At 57.4% G+C, this 14,159-nt stretch carries 11 protein-coding genes; 3 read left to right on the top strand and 8 right to left on the bottom strand.

Translation table 11 applies throughout. The features are described 5' to 3' along the window. Positions 1 to 26 precede the first annotated feature (26 nt). A complete protein-coding gene (locus ETAA8_RS05735; protein WP_145086168.1) occupies positions 27 to 929 on the top strand; it encodes a PfkB family carbohydrate kinase in 903 nt (300 codons plus the stop codon). A 15-nt stretch (positions 930 to 944) separates the two neighbouring features. On the opposite strand, the gene ETAA8_RS05740 is transcribed toward ETAA8_RS05735, so the two are convergent. From ETAA8_RS05740 to ETAA8_RS05760, 5 genes are all read right to left on the bottom strand, one after another. Further along, a complete protein-coding gene (locus tag ETAA8_RS05740) occupies positions 945 to 1,328 on the bottom strand; it encodes a HEAT repeat domain-containing protein (protein WP_145086171.1) in 384 nt (127 codons plus the stop codon). Between the two features lie 65 nt (positions 1,329 to 1,393). Beyond that, the gene (locus ETAA8_RS05745; RefSeq protein ID WP_145086174.1) at positions 1,394 to 2,632 is read right to left on the bottom strand and encodes a DUF1559 family PulG-like putative transporter; all 1,239 of its coding nucleotides are present in this window, start codon (positions 2,630 to 2,632) and stop codon (positions 1,394 to 1,396) included. Positions 2,633 to 2,735: 103 nt separating this feature from the next. Then, entirely contained in the window at positions 2,736 to 3,119 is a 384-nt protein-coding gene (locus ETAA8_RS05750) for a HEAT repeat domain-containing protein (protein ID WP_202921585.1), read from the bottom strand. A gap of 87 nt (positions 3,120 to 3,206) precedes the next feature. Further along, positions 3,207 to 4,436, bottom strand: coding sequence for a DUF1559 family PulG-like putative transporter (locus tag ETAA8_RS05755; protein ID WP_145086180.1), 1,230 nt, complete (start codon positions 4,434 to 4,436; stop codon positions 3,207 to 3,209). A gap of 448 nt (positions 4,437 to 4,884) precedes the next feature. Beyond that, positions 4,885 to 5,469 (bottom strand): hypothetical protein, encoded by a 585-nt coding sequence (locus ETAA8_RS05760; protein WP_145086181.1) that lies wholly within the window; start codon positions 5,467 to 5,469, stop codon positions 4,885 to 4,887. 251 nt (positions 5,470 to 5,720) lie between these two features. Here ETAA8_RS05760 and ETAA8_RS05765 point away from each other — a divergent pair, with 251 nt between their 5' ends. Continuing rightward, positions 5,721 to 6,365, top strand: coding sequence for a PH domain-containing protein (locus ETAA8_RS05765; protein WP_145086184.1), 645 nt, complete (start codon positions 5,721 to 5,723; stop codon positions 6,363 to 6,365). Between the two features lie 801 nt (positions 6,366 to 7,166). Further along, entirely contained in the window at positions 7,167 to 8,099 is a 933-nt protein-coding gene (locus ETAA8_RS05770) for a DUF1559 domain-containing protein (RefSeq protein ID WP_145086187.1), read from the top strand. Between the two features lie 9 nt (positions 8,100 to 8,108). Here the strand turns inward: ETAA8_RS05770 and ETAA8_RS05775 are convergent, their stop codons facing one another. The 3 genes from ETAA8_RS05775 to amt all read right to left on the bottom strand — a co-directional run bounded on the left by ETAA8_RS05775 (position 8,109) and on the right by amt (position 14,050). After that, positions 8,109 to 8,987, bottom strand: a complete 879-nt coding sequence (locus ETAA8_RS05775) for a serine/threonine protein kinase (RefSeq protein ID WP_145086190.1) — start codon at positions 8,985 to 8,987, stop codon at positions 8,109 to 8,111. Positions 8,988 to 9,155: 168 nt separating this feature from the next. Continuing rightward, positions 9,156 to 10,202 (bottom strand): HD-GYP domain-containing protein, encoded by a 1,047-nt coding sequence (locus ETAA8_RS05780; protein WP_145086193.1) that lies wholly within the window; start codon positions 10,200 to 10,202, stop codon positions 9,156 to 9,158. 38 nt (positions 10,203 to 10,240) lie between these two features. After that, complete coding sequence (gene amt / locus ETAA8_RS05785; RefSeq protein WP_145086196.1) at positions 10,241 to 14,050, bottom strand: ammonium transporter; 3,810 nt, start codon at positions 14,048 to 14,050, stop codon at positions 10,241 to 10,243. Between the last annotated feature and the right edge of the window lie 109 nt (positions 14,051 to 14,159).

Genomic DNA, 14,159 nt, shown 5'->3' on the forward strand with positions numbered 1-14,159 from the left:
CTTTCCCTCTTGAATCAGGTTTTCCGATGCCGCTGCTTGTTGTTGGTTCGGTCGCGCTCGATAGCATTCAAACACCCACCGCTTATCGCGATCGCGTGCTCGGCGGCTCGGCCGTTTTCTTCTCGTACGCAGCCAGCTATTTCGCCCCCGTTCGCCTGGTGGGAGTGGTCGGTGAAGATTGGCCCGCGGAACACACGCAGCTGCTGCAAGGCCGCAACATCGATACGGCCGGACTGCACGTGGTGGCGGGTGGCAAGACGTTCTTCTGGAAGGGCAAGTACCTGCCCAACATGAACGACCGCGAAACGCTCGAAGTCGAACTGAATGTGTTCGGCGATTTCAAACCGGTGCTACCCGACCATTTCAAACGGTCGGACTATGTCTTCCTGGCGAACGGCTCGCCGGTAACGCAGATGAACACGCTCGAGCAGGTACGCGGGCCGAAGCTGGTGGTGGCCGATACGATGGACCTGTGGATTCGCGTGCAGCATGAGGCGCTGATCGAACTCCTCAATCGCGTCGACGGCCTGGTGCTGAACGATAGCGAAGCCAGGCTGCTGACCGGCGAAGAGAACGTCGTCACTGCTGGCCGCAAAGTGCTGGGGATGGGGCCGAAGTTCGTCGTGGTGAAAAAGGGTGAGCACGGCGCTGTCTTTTTCTCGGCGCATGAAACGTACACATTGCCAGCCTATCCCACCGAGCGCGTGATCGACCCGACCGGCGCTGGCGACAGTTTTGCCGGCGGCATGATGGGGTACCTGGCTCACAAGAACAGCTTTGACCCGCGCGTGCTAAAGGAGGCCATGGCCTACGGCATTCTGGTCGCCAGCTTCAACGTTGAAGACTTCAGCTTGGAGCGAATGAAGCAGATCGACCGCTCGGACCTCGATCTGCGCATGGAGCAGTATCGCAAGATGCTGTCGTTCTAAACGCTGACGCGCGGTCTATTTCGAGTCGCTGATTTTCTGTATCGACTGCTGCAATTTTTCGCGTACCTGATGGTCGAAGTGGTTGTTGGCGATCTTCACTAGTTCGTTCACGTAATTGTGTCCGATTGGACCGACCTCGCCCAACGACTCGGCGGCCAGGCACCGCAAGCTCGCATCTTGATCGTTGAGCGCCTCCATCAGCGGCCGAATGAAGGGTTCCGGCACCGGCCTCATTTCGCGAATCGAAGTCCCGGCAATCAATCGCCGGCCAGGCTCCGGATGCTGCAATTGAGCGAGCAATTCCTGCTGAGGATCAACGTTCTTCTGGCAACCCAGGGTACCCGCGAGTCCAGTTGCGACCACAGCCGCAATTAGAATGCGGTGGCGGACAAAAATCATGAGCCCACCAGAATCAATGCAGGTCACGCAGTGCAGAACTTAGCCGGTATGGAAACGAAACCAGCTTAAAACGTGCCCAAAGGCTGGGCATCGTCGGGCATCATCAGACGGTCCCAAGTGCCATCGAACTCGGTGCTGGGATCGTTGGTGCTAAAGGCGGCGTCGACACCCATTTGCGGGAAGTCAGGATCGCTAGTCTCGCGACGACTAATCGTGCTCTGGATCGATCGCACACTGCCATCGAACAGGGCCACCGACAACGTGCCGAAGTGAAGTCCCTGGACCCGCCAGTTATTGCAGCGAGCGCGATGCGGTATCGACTGAAACATGAAAGTGTTGCCCTTTCCATTCCACTCGACACCAAAATTATGGGCGTTAAACCGGGCATACTTGCCCCAATAGGCCAAACGGTAGGCACCATCGCAGTAGCGCATTCCTTCGCCGAACATAATGGTGTTCGAGAGGCCGTCTGTAATGTCCTTGTAGCCCACAAGCGCATCCATTTTGGGTGACAAAGCGAGTGCGCTGCCAACTTCTAACTCTACGCCAATCCGCTGCTGACTGGCATCGGCGACCCAACCCAAGAAGTTCGCCTGATAGTTGGTCATGGTCCACGTCATGCCTGCCGGTCCTGGAACTTTCTTCGACGCCTGGACGGAACTTGGATCCGACAAGCAATGCAGCGCGGGGAAAGAGACATCGGCGACGGTATACAGGCCCTTTCTCGTGGTTGTGGTCACGGTCGAATAGGTGGCGGGGGAACCAACCGCGGGAATGGTTGTATTGGGCGGCCCCTGCCATTCGCGCTGAGTGGTCGCAGATCCGGGAAAACTGTGCCCCATGTGACTGGATGGAGAACCGGGAGTCGTGCCGATCGTTACCCACCGACCGCCATTGTTCACGGTGCGTGCAGGCTGGTAGGGAGGATTGGTGGACGCGGGTGTTACCAACGTCGATGTTGAAGTGGATGAATAAACCAGTCGTCCGCCGTTATCGCCGACGATCGAGTCATATAATGGCTGCTGCTCCAAAAAGGGCAGCGATTGAACGAGCCAGCCACCATCTGGGAATTTGGCTGTATTCCCTTCCGACCAATAGGGGGGGAGGCGATTGTATTGCTGATGAAAGTTGTGGGTGGCGATTGCGAATTGCTTCAGGTTGTTAAAACAGTGCGTGCGCCGCGCCGACTCGCGGGCGGTTTGCACCGCAGGCAGAAGCAATGCGATGAGCACACCGATGATGGCAATAACGACGAGAAGTTCAACGAGCGTGAAAGCAGATCGATTCTTTCGCGAGGCAGGCATATTGTCACTCCTTCGCAACCGCTGGCACAGATGCAGGACACGACGATTTTTTAAGCAATAGCAGCAACGTGGCTCGTGCGGAACAACTTCGAGCCCACGACCCCTACCGCGACTCGTTTAGTTTATCAATACTTTGCTGCAAGACAGACTTTACTTGTGGATCAGGATGATGCGTGTAGGCGTCAACAAACTCGTTCACATGCTTTTGCCCGGCGATACCGGTTTCTCCCAGTGCCCTCGCTGCAGCGAGTCGAACTCGGAGATCCTCGTCATTGAGCGCTGTGATCAGGGGCTTGATGTGACTTTCTGGAACCGGCCGCATTTCACAGATCGATAGTGCTGCGGTCCATCGCTGGTCGGCTGATCCCTTCTGCAATTGTTGAAGTGTTTCCGCTTCCGGGTCAACGTCGCCCCGACAGCCAAGGGAGGCCACCAACCCCGCCACGAACAAGCTGACAAGCAGCCACTGACAATATGCCGAAAGCATGAAACATCCAGAGTCCAGTCGCACAACCGACGGGTTCCCCATCGGCTTCTCACAATCCTTCGCCAGTTTGGCTCTAACCAGCCTGGCTTAGAACGACCCCAGAGGCTGAGCATCGCTGGGCATCATCAGCCGGTCCCAGGTGCCGTCAAACTCGGTACTCGGGTCGTTGGTGGTGAAGGCGGCATCGACGCCAACCGTCGGGAAGTCAGGATCGCTCGTTTCGCGACGGCTGATTTCCTTTTGGATTGATTTCACGCTGCCGTCGAACAGCACCGTGGATAGCGTGCCAAAGTGGAGGCCCTGCAACCGCCAATTGTTGCAGCGAGTGCGATGTGGCATCGACTGAAACATGAAGGTGTTTGCCTTGCCGTTCCACTCCACCCCAAAATTATGAGAGTGCTGAAACGCGTACTTGCTCCAATAGGCAAATCGGTACGTACCGTCGCAAAATCGCATCCCTTCGCCAAACATAATCGTGTTCGAAAGGCCATCGGTGATGTCCTTGTAGGCCATCACCGCATCGAGCTTGGGAGCAACGGGTGGCTTGCCGGTGCCAACATCCCACTGAACTCCAACTCGACTTTCGCCGGCGTCCATCACCCAGCCCAAATAGTTGGCCTGGTAATTCGTGGTAACCCAAGGCACTGCGGCGTAGCCAGAGTTGAGCGGATTCCAGTTAATTCGCTTACTAGACTGGATCGAACTCGGATCCGAGACGCAGTGCAGCGCTGAAAAGGAATGCGATGAGATCAACATAATCCCGGTGTTGCCGTAATCGTATGTCGGGGCCGTGCCAGAACCTCCAACATATGTTCCGGGCGGCACGTAAGAACCGGAGTTGACTGGATCGCGCGGGAACGTGTGCCCCATGTGATTCGTAGCACCACCCGGCTGTGGAGGATTGGGAACGTATGGGCCGCGGCCAGTCCAATAGCCAGGAACATAACCTGCAGACTCATCGGGGTTGTTTACGGTTCGCGTCGTGGTCATTCGCCCGTTGTTGGAGCCCAATACAGTGTCGTAAGCCGTTTGCTGCTCCATGAATGGCAACAGACCGACAATCCAGCCCCCGTCCGGATTCTTCGCGACGTTGTTTTCCGACCAGTAGGGTGGCAGTCGATTGTACTGCTGATGAAAGTTATGCGTCGCGATGCCTAACTGCTTCAAATTATTGAAGCAATGCGTGCGACGAGCGGACTCGCGTGCGGTCTGCACGGCAGGCAGCAACAGAGCAATCAACACGCCAATAATGGCGATCACCACCAGGAGTTCCACAAGAGTGAACCCCGAATGATTCTTCCGCGAGACGTAAGACATCTCTCGCCCCCTTCGCAACCGCTGGCACGCGCGTGGGATACGATGACTAAATTTGTAGCGCTGTCAGCAACGTGGAATAGAACAAACACCGCGAACGCGTATCTGGCAAGCCCAACCCACGAGTGGGGGTTGGAATCACCCTTTTTGATGAAGATGGCGTTAGAGTATCACTTCGACACCATTCCTGTCAATAAATTCATGAAAATTCCGTTACCCGCAAAATTGCCGATCTAGGGAAAGAAAAGCCATCTTGGCACTTGACGAATCGGCGTTCGGAGCGCAACAAGATGGCGGCAATGACCCTGCGGCAAGCCGCAGAAATTCACTCCCCACAAATCCTTTACAACTTCCTCTCTCCACCTTGAGAAAAAATCTTTTCCGGTTATTCGGTGGATAAGCTGTCGAAGGCTGCTATCGCGGGCCAATTTGCCCAGTTACTTATCCAGATTCACAAAGTGCCAGGTGTAGTAATAGACGCGGGCAAGGGAGCCGGTTCGGCGTGCTTGCGCTGGGCATATTGAAAAGCCCCAAGCAGGATTGCGGAGGCCAACGTGAGGACCAACAATTCGCGAAGCGAAAAGCGCCACCACACGGCGGGCTGCAAACCGGCAGTCCGCAGTTCGTCGGCCCAGCGCAGATTGAGCCAACTCAAAAGCGCCAGGTTCACGATCAGCCCGACCGAGACCAGACAATACAGCCCGCCAATCACCTGGGCAGAAACCATGGGCAGCACTGCCAGGTGCATCGCCACCAGGGCCGCCACTCCCACTTCCCAATTTGCTGCATCAATGGCCTTCGCTCGACTCGGACGAAAGGTTCCCAGCGTTTGCAACAATCCAAGCCATAGCGCGGCCAGGCAACCCAAAGCGGCAATTCCTCCGGCTGCGGGATTGGAAGTATCGGTCGTGATCCACAACAGCAGTCCCGCCAGCCCCGCGCAGCCGGCAATCATCAGCAGCGACATGGCCACCAGCAAGAATGTCGGCTGCGGAGATACGACTGGCTCGCGCAGATTTTCCGGGGGAGAGGACATCTGAAGACGCACATTAAGTAATTAGCGAATCTGCGTGACTCAAAATTGCCTGCTCGCGCTTCGCTAGCAACTGAGCGCGAGCCAGCGCTGCCTGGAGACTTGGCCAGCCAGGATAGCAGAGGGCGAAATCATGCGAGGGAAGTGCCGTGGCTGTTGTTTGGCCAGTGCCCGCTATAATCGCGAGCAAGCAACGAATAACCCGGAAACTAATTTTCCCTTGATTGACAGCGTTCGACGAAGGAACTGCCGCCATGAATTGCCCCTCTTGCCAAGCTGAGATGCCAGCCGACGCTCTGTTTTGTGCCAAGTGCGGGCAACGACTGAACGATTCGGTGCCAACCGGGGCCACTGGTCCAGCGCCAACTCCTATGGATCGCCTTAAAGGGCGCGGTGCTGCGCCAGATGAGCCCGAAACACACCTGTGGGCTGGCGGGTTCTCCCCCAAGGCGATGATCGGACATTGGCTGCTGGCGGCACTGGTGACGGTGGCCGGGATTATTGCAGGGGTACTCTTCGCCATTCCCACAGCCGGCGCCATCTGGCTGTTTGTCGGGCTGGGGTCAGTTGCCTTGTGGGGCGGTCTGTTTCTCTACTATCTCTATCTGCGGTTTGGCATGAGTTACGAACTGACCAGCCAGCGGTTGGTGCACAAAGTGGGGATTCTCAGCCAGTCGACAAACCGTATTGAAGTGATTGATGTCGACGACGTGTCTTACCATCAGACGTTTATCGAGCGGATGCTGGGGGTGGGGACTATTAAGATTCTGTCGACTGATACATCGGACCCAAAGCTGGTGATCCGGGGCATCGACGAGGTGAAGCGGATTGCGAACATGATTGACAACGTGCGGCGCGACGAACGGCGGCGGCGGGGAATGTATATCGAGACGGTTTAAGGTTGGGGGTGAAGCGTTGGGAAGTGCTAGCGGCGCGGATCGCGAGATTTGAGCCAGAGTGAGAAGCGAATCGAATGGTGCAAACGAGGGGCAAGTGCCGATAATCCGGACAACTTCACGCAAAGTTCATGGAAATGCAATTGCTAGGCGTTTGACGAGCGTCCGCGAATAGTAGATACTCAGGAGCGGTGACCAGGCAGTTCTGGAGTTTAGGTTTCGATGCAATCGCGGCACTTACGAGCAACGGCGTTTCTCTGTCTCGCCATTCTGGCGGCGGACACGATCGTTGCACAACTGCCGCATTCGCATGGTTCGCACGAGACCTGCACTCATCAAGCTTGCCAGCCTAAGTCGTGCACAGCGCATCAACACGAGCACAGTTGCGGGCACCATCAATGCAGCGATCGTGCTCCGGTCGAGAAGACCGCCGATGGAATGCCGGCTGATACGAAAACAGGTCCGGTCGAGCCCAACGTACCCTGCGACCACTGCACACTCTGTCGCCATCAATCGCAAGCGGCACTGCCATGCACGTTGGTGCCGGCAGTCACAATTCAATTGTTCTGTGCTCCCGTGTCAACTCGGCGCGAGTCGCAGATCGCTTCGCTTACACCGCGCGTCTATCAAGGGCGCGGTCCTCCCAGCAGGCTGTAACCTCAGTCGAACCTTCGGCTCATCGATGGTCGTGCTTAAGGCGCGTCGATAGCCGGCACTGATTGTTCAGCCTTTTTCCAGCGACGCACCGACTTGGACTTTGTTCCAGTCGAGGAGTGAATCGCTTTTTGCCGGGAGTATGAGACGATGTTGCGTCACCGTTTGCGCGGTTTCACACTGGTGGAACTGTTGGTCGTTATTGCCATTATTGGCGTCCTCATGGCGCTGCTGTTGCCTGCGGTTCAAGCCGCTCGCGAAGCAGCCCGTAGTGCCCAGTGCAAAAACAACGTTCGCCAGATCGGTCTGGCCTTGCACAACTACCACGATACTTACGACCGACTTCCCCCCGGTTGGATTGCCGATGCACCCGAAGGAACGCCCGGCTGGGGCTGGACCGTGAGCATTCTGCCACAACTCGAACAGACGCCGCTGCAGAACCTGGTGAATCGCAATCTGCCGATCTCGCATGCCGCGAATCAGCAGGCGCGCGAGCAAGTGCTGAACCTGCTCCTCTGCCCATCTGACCCCAGTCCCAAGCGGTTCCTGCTTGGGTCGGGTGGCGACCATGACGATCACGACCATGACCATGATCACGAAGATGAAGAGCACGAAGACGAACACGAGGAGGATGGGGCCGTTCATCGGCACTCGATCGACGACGGCACGCCGTTGTTCTCGGTCTCGCGCTCGAACTACATCGGCATGTTCGGCTCGAATGAAGTGGAAGACGATCCGGCAGCTGGCAACGGCGCGTTCGCTTTCCTCAGCCAAACCCGCTTTGCCAGCATCACCGACGGCTTAAGCAACACGCTGCTTGTGGGTGAACGTCACGGCCGCTTTGGCGGCAGTATGTGGCAAGGCGTGGTGCCGACGGCCAACGAAGGAATGCTCCGCATCGTCGGTGTAGCCGATCACACCCCGAATCACCACGACCATCACTTCGACGATTTCACTAGTTTCCATCCTGGCGGTACGCACTTTGTCATGGGCGATGGCTCGGTTCGCCGCATCGACGATCACATCGATCTGGGCGTCTATCAAGGCATGGCGACGATTGGCGGCGGCGAAATTTCGCAGTGAGCCTGCACGTCACACAGTATCCGAGTTCACCGGCTTCAGCGTCTTGACGATTACGTCGAACGAAACTGGCCGGGCATTGGGGTCCGCTTGAATGCACTGCATGATCGTGCGGGCCAGCGTGCGGTTTAGGTTGGGGACAAGCTCGAGAATCTCTTGCGGCGGCTTCGCATCGTGCTGCAGAGCACCCTTGCCCGTCGTGTCGCCCGAAGGCCAGGGGAACTCGCCGGCGCACAGTTGATAGGCGGTCACGCCGAATGAGAAGATGTCGACGCGATGGTCGGTTGTTTTGCGGCGAACAATCTCGGGGGCCATATAGAGCGGAGTCCCCGTGCGATTGCCAGGGAGCCAATACTCTTTCTGATTGGGCACCGTGAGTCCAAAGTCGATGAGCTTGAGCGATTTGCAGTCGGGCGCGACGATAAAGTTGCGCGGGCAAATGTCGCGGTGAATGAAGCCCGCCTTGTGCACCGCATCGAGGGCTTCGGCCATCTCGCGCACCAATTCATGATGATGCCCCACGAGCTTCAATTCGCCCTGCTTAAGCAGTACGTTCATGCCGAGGCCGGGAACGAACTCCATCAGGATGTATTGCCGGCCATCTTTGGCGGTGCCGTGTTCGAACGTATCGACAATCCGCGGATGCTTCAGCTGCGCCGCGATCTTCCCTTCGCTGGGCTTGTTGAGACCCTTGAAGCGAGCTTCGAAGACAGCGGTCTTTTCGGTGTCGAGAATCTTGAGCCCCACCGTTTTGCCGGTGGTGTGATCGAGGGCCATGTGAAAATTCGACATGGTGCCGTTGATCGCTTCGCGCAAGATCTGAAAGCGCTCGCCGATGTCGGTTCGCTTGTCCGCGAACATACCGCGGAGTGAATCGAAGATACTGGCCATAGAAGAGAGTGGTGCGCTTGCGCGCGATAAGCGTTGCCTCTGTTGCCGGGCGAGCGTTCCGTTGGCAGTCGCTCGGCAAGCGTCCGTGCTATTCCTATCTTTCACTCTAGGCTGGCGCAGGCTGCTGAACAAGCGTGGTTCGCGCGCGGTATCTTCAACCAGTCTTCATCACACCATCACCGCCCGGTGCGTCGTTTCATAGGTGCTGAGCACTGCTTCCGGTCGCTGGGTGAGGTTGATTTCGCGGAAGGCTTCGCTGCAGACGAGGAAGGCATCGACAATTTGCGGGTCGAAGTGGCGGCCCGCTTGTTCGCCGATCATCTGCACCGCCTGCTCGTGCGGGAAGGCATCTTTATAGACTCGCTTGGTCGTCAGCGCGTCGTAGACATCGGCCACAGCCACAATGCGGCCGCAGAGGGGAATGTCTTTGCCGGCTAGCCCCTGAGGATAGCCGGTGCCATCGAACTTTTCGTGATGCGTGAGGGCAATATCGCGGGCCATGCGAAGGAATTTGGCACCGGGATACTTGTCGAGCGCTGCCTGCAGCGTGTCGGCCCCGATCTTTGTATGCCGCTTCATCACGTCGAACTCTTCCGGCGTGAAACGACCCGGCTTGAGGAGGATTGCGTCGGGAATGCCGACCTTACCAATATCGTGCAGCGGGCTGGTCTGCTGAATGAGGTGGATGAACTCGCGGTCGATCTCCACTTGGAACATCCCCTGCTGATATAAATACCGCGCCAAGCAACCGCAGTACTTTTGCACGCGCTCGAGATGTTCGCCGGTATCGGTATCGCGACTTTCGGCAAGGCGGGCTAGCGCAAAGATCGTGACGTCGCGGGTTTCTAATCCCAAGATTCGTTCGCCCGCGCGAACGCGCAGGATCAACTCCGGCGGATGAAACGGCTTGACGATAAAGTCGTCGGCCCCAGCCGCCAGTCCCTGAACGATCTCGTCGTTGCGACGGTGACTGGTGAGGAGCACGAAATAGATGTATTGCTCGAACTCGCCGCTGCGTACCGCGCGGCATAGTTCGAGGCCGGTCATGCCGGGCATATCCCAATCGCTGATGACGAGACGAACGGGATGCTGACGCAGGGTTTCGAGTGCTTCGCGACCATTGCTGGCCGTGATCACTTCGAACCCCGAACGCTTGAGCGTGTGCTCGAGCATCGCGAGTGCGATTTCGTCGTCGTCGACAATTAATGCAAGCATATCTGTCCTGCCCCAGATACTCTTCCGTAAAACAACACTTAGGCAACGCCCGATTCAGTGACCAGGCTTCTCTGTAACTGTTCGAGCGCCGATTCCGTTTGCGTCGCCGCCTGTCGAAGTTCGACAAGCAGCGCCGGTAGCTCCGTGGTCTCGCGTCGCTTGGCGAGATCTTCCAACCCGCGGGCCACAATCAGCAATTGATGGGCTTCCAGGTTGGCTGACATCCCGGCGAGGGCGTGGGCCGCTCGCGAGAGTGCTTCGAAATCTGTCTGGTCCGCCGCGGCCACAATGCTCATGACATCGGCGGGAATCCGGACCAAAGCCTTACCAAGCACACGCTGCAAGAAGCTGTCGTCATGCATGCAACGGGCGCGAAGTGGAGGCACATCCACGACGGCAATCACCGGTGCCTGGCTGTCAGCTTCGGGAACTGCGGCCAAAGTCGCGGCGACTTCGACTTTTCCTTCAACCGCTCCTTCTGCTGGTCGATCGATTTGAGCTAGCAGGTTCTCAATCGCGTCAATCAGCGTGGTGGGATTGATCGGTTTCGTAACGTAGCCATCCATGCCCGCCGCGAGACAACGTTCACGATCGCCGGCAACTGCGTTGGCAGTTAGCGCGATGATCGGTAGCCGTTTTTGGTTGTCGTCTTTGGCTTCGTTTGTGCGGATGGCACGAGTCGTTTCAAACCCATCCATCTCCGGCATCTGGCAATCCATCAGCACCAGATCGAAAACTTGCTTCTGAACTTCATCGAAGGCCCAGCGGCCATTCGAGACGAGTTGGCAATCGAAGCCGGCCGCGGCCAGAATCTCCGAGACCACTTGTTGATTCACTTCGTTGTCTTCGGCGACCAGGATCTTCGTATCCCGCTTTTTTGCCGGTTTACTTCGCACAGGGGCGTTGAGCGGCTTCGTACTACTTGCGCGTTGGGGGCCGAACATCTCGACCACGATATCGAACAGCTTCGATTGGCGAACTGGCTTCGGCAAGCAGGCCGAAAGGCCTGACCGAGCGAGCCGAGGATCGTCGAACAGCGTGCCCGAAGAGCTGAGCATCACCAGGCGCGCCGCTTCGTAGTCGGTATTCAGACGAATGGCTCGGGCTAACTCGAGTCCGTCCATGCCGGGCATGTTAAAGTCGAGCAGCACGAGTTGGAACGGACGATTTTGGCTCTTGCCCATCGCCAGTTTTTCGAGTGCTTCGCGGCCGCCGCAGACACTTTCGAGCGCGAGGCCCCAGCTGCCGAATTGTTCGTGTAGGAGCTCGCGATTGGTCTGGTTGTCGTCGACGGCCAGCACGCGAATGTTGGCCAGTTCTTGCGGCATGATCAGCCGGCGCTGTTGCTCTAGCGGTTGCTTCTTCAGCGGCAATGTGAACCAGAATTGCGAACCCTTGTTGAGCACGCTGTTGACGCCGATTTCGCCGCCAAAGAGTCCGACGAGTTCGCGGCAAATCGCCAGGCCGAGCCCGGTGCCGCCGTACTTGCGCGTCGTCGAAATATCGACTTGCGAGAACGAGCGGAACAATCGGTCAGTCCGATCGGCGGGAATGCCGATGCCGGTATCTTCGACACAGAAGCGAATCTGCACGTGCTCTTCGCCGCCATCTGGTTGCTTCTCATCGAGCGTGGCTCGCAGCACCACTTGCCCACGCGTCGTGAACTTGAGCGCGTTGTTGAGCAGGTTGACGACGATCTGCCTCAGCCGGTCGGGATCGCCATGCACACTGGCCGGCAACTCGGGACAGATGTGACAGACGAGCTCTAGCCCCTTGTCGGCGGCCCGTTCGGCGAACAGTTCGGCGGTGTCTTCGAGCAGAGCGTGCAGATCGAAATCGGTATGATCGAGTTCCAGCTTACCGGCTTCGATCTTTGAGAAATCGAGAATGTCGTTGACCAATGTCAGCAGCGTATCGGCCGAGTTCTTCGCCACGCGGGCATAGCGCTGCTGCTGCTGAGACATGTGCGTCCCTTGCAGCAGTTCGAGCATGCCGATCACACCATTGAGCGGCGTGCGAATCTCGTGGCTCATGCGGGCGAGGAATTCACTCTTCGCCGAGCTGGCGGCAAGCGCCGCTTCTTTCTGTTGAATCAGTTCCTGCCCTTGCTTCCGCTCGCTGATGTCTTCGACGGTGCCTTCGTAGTACTTCAGATTGCCCTGCGCATCGCGAATGACGCGGGCATTCTCCGAAATCCAAATCACCTTGCCATCGGCGCGAAAGACTTGCGACTCGAAATTCCGCACCACACCTTCTGCTTTAATTTGATCGGCGAAGTCTTGCCGGCGCTTCGGGTCGACATACAACTGATGCTGAATATCGCGAATCGCCTTCTGCATATCGCCAACCGACTCGTAGCCATAGATCCGCGCGAGCGTGGGATTCGCACTCAAGTACTGACCATCGGGAGTCGTTTGAAAAATTCCTTCGACCGCGTTCTCGAAAATGCTGCGATACTTCTCTTCGGCCGTCCGCAGGGCTTGCATCACTTCTTCGCGACTCCGAATTTCATCTTGAGCCCGCTCGACGACGCGATTGTATTGCAGGGCAATCTGCCCCACTTCAGTGTGCGGTTCTACTTCCACAGCCCGCGTGAAGTCTCCCGTCAAACGCTGATCTTCCATCTCGTGCAGCAGATCGACCAGCGGAGTCGACGCTTGATGTTCCGAGTGATTGAGTCCAGCCAACTCTTCGGCCGCTGTGACTCGCAACCGCATCAGGCGATTCACGCCGAAGAGCACGACATAGCCAAATCCCAAACCCCAAGCGAGGCAGGTGAGCACACCGGCACTTTGAATCAGCAGTTGCCAACCGCGCGAGCCACTCTCAAAGGTCGACACATCGCCGAACAGCGCCACGGCCAATGTGCCCCAAGCGCCGCAGAAGCCATGCACCGGCACAGCACCCACCGCATCGTCAATTTTGAATCGTTCCAATTGCCACGCGACAAACACGCTCAGCGCTCCGCCGATGGCACCAATGGCCAAGGCCGCGGCAGGGTCCACGATATTGCAACTGGCAGTCACCGAAACTAATCCGGCGAGCACACCGTTCATCAGCAGAGGCACATCGGGCCGGCGCAGCATGGGCCAGGCAACCGCGAGTGCGGCAATACCCCCCGTGGCAGCAGCCAGGTTTGTATTGAGCAGAATCGTCGGAATCGAGGCATTCACGGCGAACGTGCTGCCCCCGTTAAAGCCGAACCAACCGAACCACAGCAAGAACACGCCGAGCGTTGTCAGCGGCAAATTGAAACCATGAATCGGCGGCTTGCCTGGCTCGAACTGTCCCTGCCGTTTACCCAGGACCAGGATTGCAGCCAGCGACAACCAGCCACCCAGCGAGTGAACCACTGTTGAACCGGCAAAGTCGATGAAGCCGAGCTTCCGCAACCAACCGAAGCTGTCGGTTCCCGGCAATCCGCCCCAAGCCCAGTGGCCAAAGATCGGATAGAAGAGTCCGCTCACGAGGACGCTGATCACGACATAGGACGAGAACCGCATCCGTTCGGCAACCGCGCCGCTGATGATCGTGGTGCTCGTTCCGCAGAAGACCAACTGAAAGAAGAGGAACGACAGCAACCAATAGCCACTGCCGCTTTCCGGCAGAAAGTGATCGGTTCCAAACAGCCCGTAATAACTGGTGCCGAACATCAGGCCGAAGCCCACGGCCCAATACAGCAAACTGGCGATACAGAAGTCGAACAGATTTTTGATCGCGACGTTAATGCTGTTCTTGGCCCGGACCAAACCGGTTTCCAAGCAACAGAAGCCCGCTTGCATGAGCATCACCAGGCAAGCGCACAACAGCATCCAGACGCAGTCGGCGAGTGATTCAGTGGCAGTCATGGATATAGACCAAATCGTGAGGTGACGACCGGATCCCTACCGCCAAGTGGAATGCCGAGCCAATAGTCGTTTAGGTAAAAGTCAACCAATTCTTCAAGGCGAAATCTTC

The organism is Anatilimnocola aggregata (genome assembly GCF_007747655.1).
Taxonomy (GTDB): Bacteria; Planctomycetota; Planctomycetia; order Pirellulales; family Pirellulaceae; genus Anatilimnocola; species Anatilimnocola aggregata.

Coding starts and splice junctions, on each gene's coding strand:
- ETAA8_RS05735 (WP_145086168.1), top strand. CDS start 27: ATGCCGCTGCTTGTTGTTGGTTCGGTCGCGCTCGATAGCATTCAAACA.
- ETAA8_RS05740 (WP_145086171.1), bottom strand. CDS start 1,328: ATGATTTTTGTCCGCCACCGCATTCTAATTGCGGCTGTGGTCGCAACT.
- ETAA8_RS05745 (WP_145086174.1), bottom strand. CDS start 2,632: ATGCCTGCCTCGCGAAAGAATCGATCTGCTTTCACGCTCGTTGAACTT.
- ETAA8_RS05750 (WP_202921585.1), bottom strand. CDS start 3,119: ATGCTTTCGGCATATTGTCAGTGGCTGCTTGTCAGCTTGTTCGTGGCG.
- ETAA8_RS05755 (WP_145086180.1), bottom strand. CDS start 4,436: ATGTCTTACGTCTCGCGGAAGAATCATTCGGGGTTCACTCTTGTGGAA.
- ETAA8_RS05760 (WP_145086181.1), bottom strand. CDS start 5,469: ATGTCCTCTCCCCCGGAAAATCTGCGCGAGCCAGTCGTATCTCCGCAG.
- ETAA8_RS05765 (WP_145086184.1), top strand. CDS start 5,721: ATGAATTGCCCCTCTTGCCAAGCTGAGATGCCAGCCGACGCTCTGTTT.
- ETAA8_RS05770 (WP_145086187.1), top strand. CDS start 7,167: ATGTTGCGTCACCGTTTGCGCGGTTTCACACTGGTGGAACTGTTGGTC.
- ETAA8_RS05775 (WP_145086190.1), bottom strand. CDS start 8,987: ATGGCCAGTATCTTCGATTCACTCCGCGGTATGTTCGCGGACAAGCGA.
- ETAA8_RS05780 (WP_145086193.1), bottom strand. CDS start 10,202: ATGCTTGCATTAATTGTCGACGACGACGAAATCGCACTCGCGATGCTC.
- amt (WP_145086196.1), bottom strand. CDS start 14,050: ATGACTGCCACTGAATCACTCGCCGACTGCGTCTGGATGCTGTTGTGC.